General features: G+C 50.1%; 14 protein-coding genes and 1 other RNA gene. 9 read left to right on the top strand and 6 right to left on the bottom strand.

Annotation, left to right across the window (positions count from 1 at the left end; translation table 11 throughout):
- The first annotated feature begins 19 nt into the window (after nucleotides 1-19).
- Nucleotides 20-961 (top strand): Dyp-type peroxidase, encoded by a 942-nt coding sequence (locus CF168_RS03225; RefSeq protein WP_089066956.1) that lies wholly within the window; start codon nucleotides 20-22, stop codon nucleotides 959-961.
- A gap of 64 nt (nucleotides 962-1,025) precedes the next feature.
- On the opposite strand, the gene CF168_RS03230 is transcribed toward CF168_RS03225, so the two are convergent.
- Nucleotides 1,026-1,928, bottom strand: coding sequence for a LysR family transcriptional regulator (locus CF168_RS03230; RefSeq protein WP_089066957.1), 903 nt, complete (start codon nucleotides 1,926-1,928; stop codon nucleotides 1,026-1,028).
- A gap of 103 nt (nucleotides 1,929-2,031) precedes the next feature.
- Here CF168_RS03230 and CF168_RS03235 point away from each other — a divergent pair, with 103 nt between their 5' ends.
- A complete protein-coding gene (locus tag CF168_RS03235) occupies nucleotides 2,032-2,664 on the top strand; it encodes an NAD(P)-dependent oxidoreductase (RefSeq protein WP_089066958.1) in 633 nt (210 codons plus the stop codon).
- 295 nt (nucleotides 2,665-2,959) lie between these two features.
- Here CF168_RS03235 and argR read toward each other — a convergent pair whose 3' ends face one another.
- Nucleotides 2,960-3,430, bottom strand: a complete 471-nt coding sequence (gene argR, locus CF168_RS03240; RefSeq protein WP_011624073.1) for a transcriptional regulator ArgR — start codon at nucleotides 3,428-3,430, stop codon at nucleotides 2,960-2,962.
- A gap of 290 nt (nucleotides 3,431-3,720) precedes the next feature.
- On the opposite strand from argR, the gene mdh reads away from it, so the two are divergent.
- Complete coding sequence (mdh, locus tag CF168_RS03245) at nucleotides 3,721-4,656, top strand: malate dehydrogenase (RefSeq protein WP_011718296.1); 936 nt, start codon at nucleotides 3,721-3,723, stop codon at nucleotides 4,654-4,656.
- Between the two features lie 77 nt (nucleotides 4,657-4,733).
- Here mdh and CF168_RS03250 read toward each other — a convergent pair whose 3' ends face one another.
- Nucleotides 4,734-5,123, bottom strand: a complete 390-nt coding sequence (locus tag CF168_RS03250; RefSeq protein WP_089066959.1) for a thiol-disulfide oxidoreductase DCC family protein — start codon at nucleotides 5,121-5,123, stop codon at nucleotides 4,734-4,736.
- A gap of 210 nt (nucleotides 5,124-5,333) precedes the next feature.
- Between CF168_RS03250 and folM the strand changes: the two genes are divergently transcribed.
- Nucleotides 5,334-6,053, top strand: coding sequence for a dihydromonapterin reductase (gene folM / locus CF168_RS03255; RefSeq protein ID WP_089068886.1), 720 nt, complete (start codon nucleotides 5,334-5,336; stop codon nucleotides 6,051-6,053).
- A gap of 145 nt (nucleotides 6,054-6,198) precedes the next feature.
- Here the strand turns inward: folM and CF168_RS03260 are convergent, their stop codons facing one another.
- The 3 genes from CF168_RS03260 to CF168_RS03270 all read right to left on the bottom strand — a co-directional run bounded on the left by CF168_RS03260 (nucleotide 6,199) and on the right by CF168_RS03270 (nucleotide 7,530).
- A complete protein-coding gene (locus CF168_RS03260; protein ID WP_089066960.1) occupies nucleotides 6,199-6,924 on the bottom strand; it encodes a 5-formyltetrahydrofolate cyclo-ligase in 726 nt (241 codons plus the stop codon).
- Between the two features lie 7 nt (nucleotides 6,925-6,931).
- Nucleotides 6,932-7,112, bottom strand: a non-coding RNA gene (gene ssrS, locus CF168_RS03265) — 6S RNA.
- Nucleotides 7,113-7,227: 115 nt separating this feature from the next.
- A complete protein-coding gene (locus tag CF168_RS03270; RefSeq protein ID WP_089066961.1) occupies nucleotides 7,228-7,530 on the bottom strand; it encodes a cell division protein ZapA in 303 nt (100 codons plus the stop codon).
- A 225-nt stretch (nucleotides 7,531-7,755) separates the two neighbouring features.
- On the opposite strand from CF168_RS03270, the gene CF168_RS03275 reads away from it, so the two are divergent.
- The 5 genes from CF168_RS03275 to gcvH all read left to right on the top strand — a co-directional run bounded on the left by CF168_RS03275 (nucleotide 7,756) and on the right by gcvH (nucleotide 12,846).
- Nucleotides 7,756-8,331 carry a UPF0149 family protein gene (locus CF168_RS03275; protein ID WP_089066962.1) on the top strand — a complete coding sequence of 192 codons (576 nt, stop codon included), beginning with the start codon at nucleotides 7,756-7,758 and terminating at the stop codon, nucleotides 8,329-8,331.
- Nucleotides 8,332-8,452: 121 nt separating this feature from the next.
- Complete coding sequence (gene ubiH / locus CF168_RS03280; RefSeq protein WP_089066963.1) at nucleotides 8,453-9,676, top strand: 2-octaprenyl-6-methoxyphenyl hydroxylase; 1,224 nt, start codon at nucleotides 8,453-8,455, stop codon at nucleotides 9,674-9,676.
- A gap of 36 nt (nucleotides 9,677-9,712) precedes the next feature.
- On the top strand, nucleotides 9,713-10,936 hold the full coding sequence (locus tag CF168_RS03285) for an FAD-dependent oxidoreductase (protein ID WP_089066964.1): 1,224 nt from the start codon (nucleotides 9,713-9,715) through the stop codon (nucleotides 10,934-10,936).
- A 400-nt stretch (nucleotides 10,937-11,336) separates the two neighbouring features.
- Nucleotides 11,337-12,431, top strand: coding sequence for a glycine cleavage system aminomethyltransferase GcvT (gene gcvT / locus CF168_RS03290; protein ID WP_089066965.1), 1,095 nt, complete (start codon nucleotides 11,337-11,339; stop codon nucleotides 12,429-12,431).
- Between the two features lie 25 nt (nucleotides 12,432-12,456).
- The gene (gene gcvH, locus CF168_RS03295) at nucleotides 12,457-12,846 is read left to right on the top strand and encodes a glycine cleavage system protein GcvH (RefSeq protein ID WP_011071083.1); all 390 of its coding nucleotides are present in this window, start codon (nucleotides 12,457-12,459) and stop codon (nucleotides 12,844-12,846) included.
- The last annotated feature ends 41 nt before the right edge of the window (nucleotides 12,847-12,887 follow it).

The following is a 12,887-nucleotide window of genomic DNA, read 5'->3' on the forward strand; positions in this document are numbered from 1 at the left end:
ACAAAAGGGTGATAACCAGATGGATATTCAAAATATGCCGCGTGAACAGTTGGGTGTGTGTGCAGAGGGAAACTTACATAGCGTCTATTTGATGTTTAATGCGAGCGACAACGATAACGTTGAATCGCAATTGCGTCCCTGTATTGCCAACGTTGCGCAGTATATTTATGAGTTGACGGATCAATATTCCGACAGCGCATTCAATGGTTTTGTGGGCATAGGTGCCAACTATTGGGACAGCCTCTATCCCGATGCTCGCCCCGAAATGCTCAAACCATTCCCAGCGATGCAAGCGGGTAACCGTGAGGCGCCTGCGATCGAATACGATCTGTTTGTGCATATTCGCTGCGACCGCTACGACATTTTGCATTTAGTCGCCAACGAAATCAGCCAAATGTTCGAAGACTTAGTCGAGTTAGTCGAAGAGGAACGCGGCTTTAGATTTATGGATAGTCGCGATTTAACGGGCTTTGTCGACGGCACAGAAAACCCTAAAGGACGCCATCGTCAAGAGGTCGCCTTAGTCGGGGATGAAGATCCTGAATTTAAGGGCGGCAGCTACATTCACGTGCAAAAGTATGCCCACAACTTGAGTAAGTGGCATCGATTACCGCTTAAAAAGCAAGAAGATATTATTGGTCGCACCAAGCAAGACAACATCGAATACGAGTCGGAAGATAAGCCATTAACTAGCCATATCAAGCGGGTAAACCTCAAGGATAACAACGGCAAGTCGATTGAGATTTTGCGCCAGAGCATGCCTTACGGTTCGCTCAAGGAGCAGGGGCTGATGTTTATTTCAACCTGCCGTACGCCAGAGCACTTCGAGAAGATGCTTCACAGTATGGTGTTTGGTGATGGTGCGGGTAATCACGACCATTTGATGCACTTCACCAGCGCATTAACGGGCTCTTCTTTCTTCGCCCCAAGCTTAGATTTTTTGATGCAGTTCGATAATTAAGCCTGCGTAAAATCTTAGATAACGCACTGAGCCTTAAAGCCTCAGTGCGTTTTTGTTTGTGGGCTTAACTCGATGCCGTCCACTTACTGAGATCCTGCTGCCATTGCTGGGCGGTAAAATCGATAAAGGCGCGCACCAGCGCTTGTTGATAACTGCGGGAGAGATACACAGCCCAAAGGGTTTGCCCTGGCGCCGTGTATTCGGGGAGTACTTCTTGTAGTTGGCCGCTGGCCAGATAGGGATTGGCTAAGTCGCAGGGCAAGTAGGCAATGCCATGCCCGCGCAATGCGGCGCTGACAAGCACTCCCATTTCATTCGCCATCATATTCCCCATAGGTTTAATCAGCTCGCTCTGTTGCTCCTTGAGGAGCTGCCAATGTTGCTGCGAACTATGGATAAGGCAATTATGGCTGAGCAAATCGTTAGGGACGGTTAACGGCTCGGCTTGAGTCAAGTAACTGGGCGCGGCGCATAGCACGGCATCTATGCTCATCAGTTTGCGGGCAATCAAATTCTCATCGGGCTGTTCGGTATAGCGCAGTGCCACGTCCACCCGCTCATCCACCAATTGGGCAAAACTGTCCGACATTAACAGCTGAATATTGACCTTAGGGTGTAATTTTATAAAGCGATCGACCACATCAAACAGACTGTGCTGCCCAAGCCCGACGGGCGTGGCAATACGAATACTGCCAACTAATTCGGTGTTATGACTATGGGCGCGGCTTTCCATTGCGGCGACTTCGCTCAGCACTCGCTGACAATATTGCAGGGCTTCTTCACCCTGTAGAGTGAGGCTCACGCTGCGGGTCGTGCGGTGCAGTAAACGTAAACTCAGCCACTGCTCAATTTCTTGAATATGACGTGAAACCTGTAGGCGACTCAGATCGAGGTGTTCTGCGGCCTTAGTAAAGCTGCCACAGTTGGCCACTTCGATAAAGCTACGCATGGCGGCGATTTTATCCATTAGTATCTCAATCTGAAACAATCATGCTCATTTATCGATATTTATCACGTGAAGTGTCGCAAGTAAACTGGTCTCAATTTAAATCAGTAGCGAGACTTATCAAATGAAAATTGCAGTATTAGGTGCATCAGGTTGGATTGGCGGAACCATTTTTAACGAGGCGCTGAGCCGTGGTCATGAAGTGGTTGCCTTAGTGCGTGACCCAAGCAAGCTTGGCGAAACAGCGGCAGAAGTGCGTAGTGTCGACCTGACTCAGCCATTGAAAGCCGACACATTTGCAGGTGTCGATGTAGTGATCGCCGCAGTGGGTGCGCGCGCCGAGCAGAACCATGGCATAGTCGCGAAGACGGTCAATAATCTGTTAGCCGTGTTGCCACAGGCAAAAGTGCCTCGCCTACTTTGGGTCGGTGGTGCAGGTAGTTTAGAAGTCGCGCCGGGAGTGACCTTAGTGTCTACGCCAGATTTCCCGCCCGCCTATAAGGATGAAGCCTTGGCTCAAGGTGAGGCATTGAAGGCATTTCGCGCCGCTAACACCACTGTTAACTGGACTTTTGTCAGCCCTGCGGCAGAAATCTACCCAGGCGCCAGCGAAGGCCCATACCGTTTAGGTGGCGATAGCTTCTTTACCGATGCGAATGGCCAGAGCAAGATTTCAGTGGCCGACTACGCCAAAGCGATGCTGGATGAAGCAGAAAAAGCGGCGCATCTTAATCAAAGGATCAGTGTGGCCTACTAAGGCTGATGAGCTTAGAACTACGGGCTAAAGTCGACGAACTAAGGTTTGTAAGCTCAGGTTTGTGAGCTCAGGTTTGTGAGCTCAGGTTTGTGAGCTCAGGTTTGTGAGCTCAGGTTTGTGAGCTCAGGTTTGTAAGTTTGGGGTGACGAGTCTTTTTTCCAAGTACGCGTCATCCAAGCCAACAGATAGGTCTTGTGCTGTAACGTAATCGGGACACCAGCCCTGAAACAAGGGCAATGTTGGACTGAAAAGCGTACAGATAAAACAGAACAGGTCAGCAAGCTGACCTGTTTTTTTATTCTGCGTAGTTGAATAAAGATTTGATGGTTTCCAAGGTATCGGCGATATCTTGGATGCTGGATGGACAGATAAAGATAGTGTCGTCTCCGGCAATGGTCCCCAAAATCCCTTCTGGTTTACCGATGGAATCCAATAAACGGGCAATTAATTGCGCGGCGCCAGGGCTGGTGCGAACGACAATCATCGCTTGGTTATGGTCAACATCGAGTACTAAGTTCTTTAACGGGCTGCCAGCGGTAGGCACGCCGAGTTCGGCGGGTAAGCAATAAACCATCTCCTGCTTAGCGTTGCGGGTGCGCACTGCACCGAACTTGCTGAGCATCCGAGACACTTTCGATTGGTTAATATTGCTAAAGCCTTCTGCTTGTAAAGCGGCGACAATTTCACTCTGGGAGCCAAAGCGCTCCTCTTTTAAAATCGCCTTAAAAATTCTAACAAGGTCATCCTGATTCTTGGTCGTTTGCATAGTCTTATTCTTTATTCAAAAAAACAGGCGTATTTTGAATAGTTTTGGTCAAAGTGTCAACAAATAACCATTATGACTGAATAAAAATGCAATTTATGGATGGCTAGATAGCCGTGTTGTCGGTATTGATATTGAACTAGAGTAAATATTCAACATTGGAATGCTCAGTTTCGCTAAAACTTTGTCTCCACGACTAAGGGATAATTGAAATTAACGTGACATTCCAGTAATGTGACGCCAACGGAAATTAGATCCATGTCACACATATCCGAGAAATAACGGAGATAACTATGAAAGTTGCTGTACTTGGTGCTGCTGGTGGTATCGGCCAGGCTCTCGCCCTACTGTTAAAAACTCAATTACCTGCGGGTTCTAAACTGTCTCTATACGATATCGCACCGGTTACTCCGGGTGTTGCGGTTGACTTGAGCCACATCCCTACTGCGGTAGAAATCAAAGGTTTTGCTGGTGAAGATCCAACGCCTGCACTGGAAGGTGCTGACGTTGTTCTAATTTCTGCTGGTGTTGCGCGTAAGCCTGGTATGGATCGTTCAGATCTGTTCAACATCAACGCAGGTATCGTTCGTAACCTGATCGAAAAAGTGGCAGTGACTTGCCCTAAAGCGTTAGTGGGTATCATCACTAACCCAGTAAACACTACTGTTGCTATCGCAGCTGAAGTGTTGAAGAAAGCCGGTGTTTACGACAAGAACCGTCTGTTCGGTGTGACAACTCTGGACGTTATCCGTTCTGAAACTTTCATCGCTGAATTAAAAGGCTTAAACGTTGCAGACGTTAAAGTGAACGTTATCGGCGGCCACAGCGGTGTGACTATTCTGCCATTACTGTCCCAAGTTGAAGGCGTGACTTTCTCTGATGAAGAAGTGGCTTCTCTGACCAAGCGTATCCAAAACGCAGGTACTGAAGTGGTTGAAGCTAAAGCCGGTGGCGGAAGCGCGACTCTGTCTATGGGTCAAGCGGCTTGCCGTTTCGGTATGTCTCTGGTTCGTGGTCTGCAAGGCGAAGCTAACATCGTTGAATGTGCTTACGTTGACGGCGGTAGCGAGCACGCTGAATTCTTCGCTCAACCAGTGCTGTTAGGCAAAAACGGTATCGAAAAGGTACTGCCTTACGGTGAAGTGAGCGCATTCGAAGCTAACGCCCGTGATTCTATGTTAGATACGCTGAAAGGCGATATCAAATTAGGCGTTGATTTCGTTAAGTAATCCATCTGGATTATCAAAAACGGAGCCTAATGGCTCCGTTTTTTATGGGCTGAATTTGAGTCTTAGCTTTAGGCTAGTTACTTAGGCAGCTGGCATTGATTGTCGCAGCGCGCCTTGCCCGTTAGTAAATAAGAGATGCGGTATCTGTGCTTGGCAAATCTCAGGTAGCACCAGTCCGCGATAGGTTTGATAAGTGGCAACCGTAGCATCTGCACCCAAGGGCGCGTACCCGTTAATCCCCAAGCTTTGCAGGTGACATCGAGCCCAAGCAAAATCTCCCCCGACGCCGTTTCACCATGCAGAATGGTATTGGCGTACTCTTTATCGATATAGCTGAATCGAGAGCTGAAATTGTCAGCATTAAGATCCACAAGTTCGATGCGATCATCGGTATCGCGCGCTTTAAGCTGACGCATTTCGGCGCTACATAAAGGGCAATTGCCGTCGTAAAAAATCCGCAGTTCCATAGGGCTTCCTCGATTAAGCTGGCCTTGAGTATACGCGGGCGCCATCATTTTAGATCTAAATCATGCAGCCTTTAATGCCTTAATGATTAGGCGCAGGATGATAAAGGCAGTAACATTCTGCGTATTACACTGTTTTATTGATGATTTGGCTAACTAGATTTGCCCTACATTGAACCCATAAGCCCGTACTAGGCAAATAACAGGATGAATATGACAGCTCCCATTATTATCACAGGTGTGGGTAAACGCATTGGCTACGCCCTCGCGAAACACTTGCTCGCCCAAGGGCACAAGGTGATTGGCACCTATCGCAGCCATTATCCCAGCATCGATGAGTTGCAGTCTTTGGGCGCGACTCTAATCCAATGCGACTTCTACGATAATGCGCAGCTGCAAACCCTGATTGAGCAATTGAGCCAATACCCTAAAATCCGCGCCATTATCCATAACGCCTCTGACTGGCTGCCAGATAACAACCCAAGCCTTGCCGCCCATGAAGTCATGCAACGCATGATGCAGGTGCATGTGAGCGTGCCCTATCAAATGAACTTGGCCTTAGCCTCACAGCTGCGAGCGAGAGCCGAGGGCGAGATTGGCGCCAGCGATATTATCCATTTCACCGATTATGTGGCCGAAAAGGGCAGTGCCAAGCACATGGCTTACGCGGCCAGCAAGGCGGCACTGGATAACTTAACCTTATCCTTTGCGGCGCAATTGGCACCCGAGGTTAAAGTGAATGCGATTGCGCCGGCGATGATCCTCTTTAATCCAAGCGATGATGAAGCCTATCGGCAAAAGACCTTGGCTAAGGCCATCTTGCCAAAAGAAGCTGGAAATCAGGAGATTATCGCCTTAGTGGATTATCTATTGGCGAGCCGCTACGTCACAGGGCGTAGCCACAATGTCGATGGTGGGCGGCATTTAAAGTAAAGCTGCGTGATAGCAGTGAACTTAATCAAGTACTGGGTTTAAAAAAGTCACTGGATTTAAACGATTAGCAGGGTTTAAACGAATAACTGGGCTAAGTCGAGTCATAGGACTTAGCCGAATGACTCGGCTGATTCAACTAAACGACCTAGTCGAACCGCCATTCTTTGCTTGGGGTGATAATAGTCGGTAAGGGCACATCCCAATGCTCGCAGGGCAGGGCTGTGACTTGCTGGCAATCATGGGCGTAACCCATGGGCAGAGGTTTACCTTTGGCGTGCCAATTGGCAAGCGTTCTGTCGTAATAGCCGCCGCCCATCCCCATGCGGTTGCCTTTGATATCAAAGGCAACCAGCGGGGTGATCACCACATCGAGCCGCTCAATTGGCATCACTGCGCGCACATCCAACTGAGGCTCTAAAATGCCAAATTGATTCGGCAGCATTGGCGAGTCGGCGTGGTAATCCAAAAACAATAATTGCCCGGCATTAAAGGGGTGGAGCCGTGGCAGATAGGTGTGAATCCCCTGCTGCCAAAGTGCTTCGATAAGCGGAGCGGTTGCCAGTTCACCATCGTGGGTGAGGTAAAGTGCGACATGCTGGGCCTTCAGCGTGCTGAGTTTTTCGAGCATTCGCTGACCTGCGGCAAGGCTTGCCTCTGCCTGCTGCTCTGTCGAAAGCGAGCGGCGAGCTAAGCGGATCTGTTTACGCAATTCGGCGCGGCTTAGCGTTGGGCTTAGGCTTAGCGTTGGGCTTAGGCTTAGCGTTGGGTTTAGATTTGGGCTTAGCGACTGGGTATCAATTGCAGACTGAGTGCCGTGTGGCCCCTTGACTGTTGGGGCCGAAGTGTTCGAGACAGGTGACGTGATAGACATAAATAAGATGCTCCCCAGAATGCCGCTACCGGTGTAGCCCTTGAACCGTAGGTTCAAGGCGGGTAAATGATTACCTCCTAAGGCTTCTCGGTACGAGCCGAGCATGCTCAATGTCAGTAAAGCATTCACCCTGAGATCAAAATTATCGGCACAGGGACATTACCAGTTGGCCTGCACCCCAGGGAGCAAAAACGGTATTGAATCGCTAAAATCTTGGCTTAAAAAGTATAGGCCAGTTTAGCCATTCACTGTGCAACTCTTCTCAGATAGATGGTGCTTGGCACCGAGTGGCACAGTCTAAATCTATTTGGTTGAACGCTCAACTAAGGCGTTTTCCAAGGTTGACTGCAACAGGCTGATGCGGTCATCCATTTGTTTCATATAGTGCTTATTCTTTTGCTTTTCTTGGTACAACTCGTGTCCAATATTCAGCGCCGCCATAATGGCAATTTCTTCGCGGCTTAAGCTGTTGGTGCGATTTTTCATCGAGATGAGCTGTTGCTCAACACCTTGCGCCACAACGCGTAGGGCATCTTCCTGACCTTTGGGGCAGGCGATAGAGTAGGTGCGCCCTAGCAGGGTGATTTCAACTGCACTATTACTCATTCGAAGATGATCCTTTCGTTGGCATCGATAGGGCGGACTATATAGGGCTGATATTAAAAGTGCAAGGTGAGCCGCGGATGGATTGCACATTCGCCGTTTTGTTTGCTGCTTGTGTGAGCAGTTGCCGGAATTTTTATCTTCGCCCCCAAGAATGCCGGATCAGAGTTGGTTCAAGTCTTTATCTCTGCTAGCATTGCTGCTGGAAAATTCTGATTGGAACCTGATATGGCGACCCCTCCTTCGTTACGTATCGACAGCTTAAAAATCGCCCTCGATGCGGCTGAAATTGGTCAGCATCCCGTGGAAGTGCACGGTGCCCTTGTGGGGTTAATCTGCGGTGGCGTAGATCAAACTGGCGATCTGTGGATTAAACCTTTATTTGACCTGATGAATGATGGTCAACCTTTACCAGCGCCTCTGCATCAATTGGTGTGTGAGCTATTCCAAGACTCGGTTGCCCGTTTAGGCGACTTTGAGTTTGGCTTTATGCCACTGCTTCCCGAAGAGGAAGAGCCGTTAAGTCAACGCGTTGAAGCGTTATCACTGTGGACACAAAGCTTCTTAACCGGCATCGCGATTATCCAGCCAAAGCTGAATAAAGCCTCGGCCGAAGTGCGTGAAGTGATCAAAGATCTGGCGGAGATTGCTCAGGTCGAGTTTGACGTGACCGAAGATGAAGAATCGGAAACGGCTTACACAGAGTTGCTTGAGTTTGTCCGCATTGCCGCCATTTTGTGTTACTCCGAGTTTGGCCCAGAGCCGAGCCACGGAGAGGGCGACGATCCTGCGGTGATCCACTAATCGTAGAAAGAGAAAGGTCGTAGAAAGAGAAAGGCGGAACGATTCCGCCTTTAATGAGTTTCAAATCTAACATCCGATGGCGAAACGCTTTTAGCCATGCCATAGCTTGAATGAGAACCCCATGACGGTAGCAGAGCACATGGATAATTCAGTTCAAAATGTCGATATTGCCATTGTTGGTGGCGCCATGGCGGGGGCGACCCTCGCGCTGGCCTTAGCGCGTTTATCTGGCACTGAAAAACCTTTATCTATTGCCTTAATCGAGGCGCATCTTCCCGACAACAGCCATCCCGGCTTTGACGCCCGTTCCATCGCCATTGCCCATGGTTCCATCTTCGAGTTATCCCGCTTAGGTTTATGGCCGAAACTGGCGCATTTAGGCACGGCGATTAGGGATATCCACGTATCCGATCGCGGCCATTTTGGGATGACGGAACTCAACGCCAGTCAGTTTCACTTAGATGCGCTAGGGCAAGTCGTCGAGCTGGAAAGAGTCGGCCAAGTGCTGTTTAGCGAGCTTCACAAAACTCAGGTTAAACTCTTTTGCCCTGCCAAACTGTCAGAGTTAATTGCGGCTAACGAGAGTCACACCTTAGTGCTCGATTCCGGCGAGCGGATTTGCGCCAAGCTGGTGGTCGCTGCCGATGGCTTGCAGTCTAAGGTGCGCAGCAGTTTTAATCTGCCCATCACCCAAGTGGCGTTTGAGCAAACCGCGATTATCGCTAATCTGCAAACCGATAAGCCGCATCAGCACTGGGCTTATGAACGCTTTACCGAGACTGGCCCACTGGCATTATTACCGATGGCTGATAGCCAAGGACAGCCGCGTTTATCCCTCGTCTGGGCACTCGACGATAACCGCGCCCAAGCGATGCTCACCGCGCCCAAGGCCGAGTTTTTAGCTGCGTTGCAGCAAGCTTTTGGCTATCGCGCAGGCCAGTTTATCGACGTTAGCGAGCGCCATGCTTATCCGTTAAACCTGTCCTACATGCCAAGGCCGATTCACCATAGATGCGTGTTTATCGGCAATGCGGCGCAGACTCTGCACCCAATTGCAGGGCAGGGGTTTAACTTGGGTCTTCGGGATGTCGTCAGCCTGCTCGATGTGCTGCAACGCGCGCTAGTGCAGGGTGAGGATATCGGCGGTGTCGCCGTTACCCATGGCTATTTGCAGGCCCGCGAGGCGGATAGAAACAGCACTATTCGCAATATTGAATTTTTAGTCCGTGGCTTCTCTAACCTATACTGGCCCTTGGCCCTTGGGCGTAATCTGGGATTGCGTCTGTTATCTTGGTTCCCGCCACTGAAAACCCCCGTCGCGCAGAAGGCGATGGGCTGGAAATAATTATTACTGGTATCGCAACGCGAAAAGGATGTACCCATGTTAAGTTCACAAGCCTATGACATTGCCATTGTGGGTGGCGGCATGGTGGGACTCGCCACCGCGATAGGATTGGCGCAGGCCAATTTGAATGTCGTCGTGATCGATGCTCAAAGCACCCAAGCCGTAAGCGGTGAGCCAAGGCTTAGGGTCAGCGCGATTAACAAGGCGAGCCAACGTCTGCTCGAGCACCTCGGCGCTTGGCACTATGTCGATGCCAGCCGCGCGACGCCCTATCAAAAAATGGCGGTATGGGATAAAGACGGCTTTGGTAAAATCGCCTTCGATGCCAGCAGCATCAGTGAACCTAGTCTTGGCGCTATTATCGAAAATGATGCCATCAGCTACGCCCTCGCCAAGCGTGCCAGTGAATTTGACAATATCACCCATATCGAAAACCAACGCATAGAGCGTATCGCCTTTGGTGAGCGCGAAGCTTGGTTGACCTTAGCCAATGGCGCCGATGCTGACATCGAGAGCGTTAGCGCCGCACTGGTGATTGCCGCCGATGGTGCCAATTCTTGGGTGCGCGAACAATGTAAGATCCCGTTAACCTTCTGGGATTATGGTCACCATGCGATCGTGGCGACCATTCGCAGCGAAATGCCGCACCTTGCCACTGCCCGCCAAGTCTTTTTGCAGGACGGTCCGCTGGCCTTCTTGCCCTTATATGAAGACAACCTCTGCTCCATCGTCTGGTCAGTGCCGCCAGAGCGCGCCACCGAGTTACTCGAGATGGCGCCAGAGCAGTTCGAGCGCAATCTCACCGCCGCCTTCGACGGTCGCCTTGGCATTTGTAAGCTTGAGAGTGAACGCCAAGCTTTCCCACTGCGGATGCGCTATGCCCGCCATTTTGCCCGCCACCGTTTAGTGCTCGCGGGGGATGCGGCCCACACTATTCATCCATTAGCTGGCCAAGGGGTAAACCTAGGTTTTCTCGATGCCGCCAGCATTATCGAAGTCATCGGCGAGCTGCACGAGGCGGGTAAGGATATCGGCGATTATGCCCAGCTGCGCGCGCTTGAGCGTTGGCGCAAGGCCGATGCGATGGAGATGATTGCGGCGATGGAAGGCTTTAAGCGTTTGTTCGAGGGTAGCAATCCCCTTAAAAAAGCCATTCGCGATCTGGGACTCAACCTCGTTGATAATGTCGCTGGGCTGAAAACAGTGTTCATGCAACAGGCCATGGGCAATAAGTCCTCACTCCCCAAGTTATGTCGCTAGCCTCGGTTGCGCTAATGTGATCAGAATTGCCGCTATTATCAGCATTTTGCCCACAGGCTGCGCAAATCTCGCTTTCGTATGTAAAAAAATTACATGTTAAAGATGAGAAAATCTAATGACACTGGCTTCGGATTAGAAAAATCTCCTGTATACAAATTTGTGACGCAAGGTATAATTTCGCCGCATTTTAGACCCTAGTACTTATACCAATCACGATAAATATCTGATTAATTCAGAGCGAAATCAGGCGTTGCAGTGACAGACGCATTGATACAGAAAGAATCACCTTTCAAATTGATGCATCGTGGAAGTGAAATGCCGATTAGCCAGATATTTAGCCGGATTTGTATCACCCTACGCTAGGCAGAGACCTGAAAAAGGCCGCAAAAAAGGGATAACAATGGCTAATAAAACTGTTCTGTTTAACAAGCACTTAGAATCAAACGCTAAGATGGTCGACTTCCACGGTTGGGATATGCCCCTCAACTATGGTTCACAAATCGAAGAACACCACGCCGTGCGTCAAGACGCAGGTATGTTCGACGTGTCCCACATGACTGTGGTTGATGTGACCGGAACCGACGCTTGTGCATTCCTCCGTAAGTTGCTGGCAAACGATGTGGCCAAACTTAAAGTTCCTGGTAAAGCCTTATACGGCGGCATGTTAGATGACAATGCCGGCATCATCGACGACCTGATCACTTACTATCTGACCGACACTTTCTACCGTGTTGTCGTCAACAGCGCGACCCGCGAAAAAGACTTAGCGTGGATCGCCAAACAATCCCAAGGTTTTGATGTCACTGTGACTGAGCGTCCTGAGCTGGCGATGATCGCCGTTCAAGGTCCTAACGCTAAGGCCAAAGCCGCCGCCGTATTCAATGCCGAGCAAAATGCCGCCATCGAAGGCATGAAACCTTTCTTCGGTAAGCAAACCGGTTCTCTGTTTATTGCCACCACAGGTTACACAGGTGAAGTGGGCTACGAGATCATCGTGCCAGAAACTGAAGCCGAAGCCCTGTGGCAAGCTCTGTTAGATCAAGGCGTTAAACCATGTGGTTTAGGCGCTCGCGATACATTACGTCTCGAAGCTGGTATGAACCTCTACGGCTTAGATATGGACGAAACCATCAACCCGCTGGCCGCCAACATGGGCTGGACCATCGCATGGGAGCCAACTGACCGTGACTTTATCGGTCGTAAGGCACTTGAAGCCCTGCGCGATGCGGGTACCGACAAATTAGTCGGTCTGGTGATGGAAGAAAAAGGCGTGTTACGCCATGATATGCCAGTATTTTTCACCGATGCAGCGGGTGTTGAGCAGCAAGGCGTGATCACTAGCGGTACTTTCTCGCCAACATTGGGCTATTCTATTGCGATGGCGCGTGTTCCTAACTCGATTGGGGATACGGCGGAAGTCGAAATGCGTAAAAAGCGCGTGGCTGTTAGAGTAGTAGCGCCAAACTTTGTGCGCAACGGTAAACAAGCATTTTAAAAAAACGGAACAAGGAACAAGAACAATGAGCAATATTCCGACAGAACTGAAATACGCCTCTTCACACGAATGGATCCGCAAGGAAGAAGACGGTAGCTACACTGTGGGTATCACTGAGCATGCTCAAGAGCTGTTAGGTGACATGGTTTTCGTTGAGCTGCCAGAAGTGGGCGACACTGTGACTGCAGGCGACGACTGTGCAGTGGCAGAATCAGTGAAAGCGGCTTCTGACATCTACGCGCCAATCTCTGGTGAAGTGATTGCCGTCAACGAAGCACTGGAAGATTCTCCAGAGCTCGTAAACAGCGACGCTTACGGCGAAGGCTGGTTCTTCCGCGTTATGCCTTCAGATGAATCTGAAGTTGACGCTCTGCTCGATGCAGAAGGTTACCAAGCTGTCATCGACGAGGAATAATCGTCGACGCTAACGAAGCCCCAAGGGGCTTCGTTTGTTTT

It is taken from the genome of Shewanella bicestrii (genome assembly GCF_002216875.1).
GTDB classification, from domain to species: domain Bacteria; phylum Pseudomonadota; class Gammaproteobacteria; order Enterobacterales; family Shewanellaceae; genus Shewanella; species Shewanella seohaensis.

Excerpts from the sequence above, each read along its gene's own strand:
- ubiH (WP_089066963.1), top strand. The coding sequence starts at position 8,453 with ATGACGGTAGCAGAGCACATGGATAATTCAGTTCAAAATGTCGATATT.
- CF168_RS03230 (WP_089066957.1), bottom strand. The coding sequence starts at position 1,928 with ATGGATAAAATCGCCGCCATGCGTAGCTTTATCGAAGTGGCCAACTGT.
- mdh (WP_011718296.1), top strand. The coding sequence starts at position 3,721 with ATGAAAGTTGCTGTACTTGGTGCTGCTGGTGGTATCGGCCAGGCTCTC.
- CF168_RS03270 (WP_089066961.1), bottom strand. The coding sequence starts at position 7,530 with ATGAGTAATAGTGCAGTTGAAATCACCCTGCTAGGGCGCACCTACTCT.
- CF168_RS03260 (WP_089066960.1), bottom strand. The coding sequence starts at position 6,924 with ATGTCTATCACGTCACCTGTCTCGAACACTTCGGCCCCAACAGTCAAG.
- argR (WP_011624073.1), bottom strand. The coding sequence starts at position 3,430 with ATGCAAACGACCAAGAATCAGGATGACCTTGTTAGAATTTTTAAGGCG.
- CF168_RS03285 (WP_089066964.1), top strand. The coding sequence starts at position 9,713 with ATGTTAAGTTCACAAGCCTATGACATTGCCATTGTGGGTGGCGGCATG.
- gcvT (WP_089066965.1), top strand. The coding sequence starts at position 11,337 with ATGGCTAATAAAACTGTTCTGTTTAACAAGCACTTAGAATCAAACGCT.
- CF168_RS03250 (WP_089066959.1), bottom strand. The coding sequence starts at position 5,123 with ATGGAACTGCGGATTTTTTACGACGGCAATTGCCCTTTATGTAGCGCC.
- CF168_RS03275 (WP_089066962.1), top strand. The coding sequence starts at position 7,756 with ATGGCGACCCCTCCTTCGTTACGTATCGACAGCTTAAAAATCGCCCTC.
- CF168_RS03225 (WP_089066956.1), top strand. The coding sequence starts at position 20 with ATGGATATTCAAAATATGCCGCGTGAACAGTTGGGTGTGTGTGCAGAG.
- gcvH (WP_011071083.1), top strand. The coding sequence starts at position 12,457 with ATGAGCAATATTCCGACAGAACTGAAATACGCCTCTTCACACGAATGG.
- folM (WP_089068886.1), top strand. The coding sequence starts at position 5,334 with ATGACAGCTCCCATTATTATCACAGGTGTGGGTAAACGCATTGGCTAC.
- CF168_RS03235 (WP_089066958.1), top strand. The coding sequence starts at position 2,032 with ATGAAAATTGCAGTATTAGGTGCATCAGGTTGGATTGGCGGAACCATT.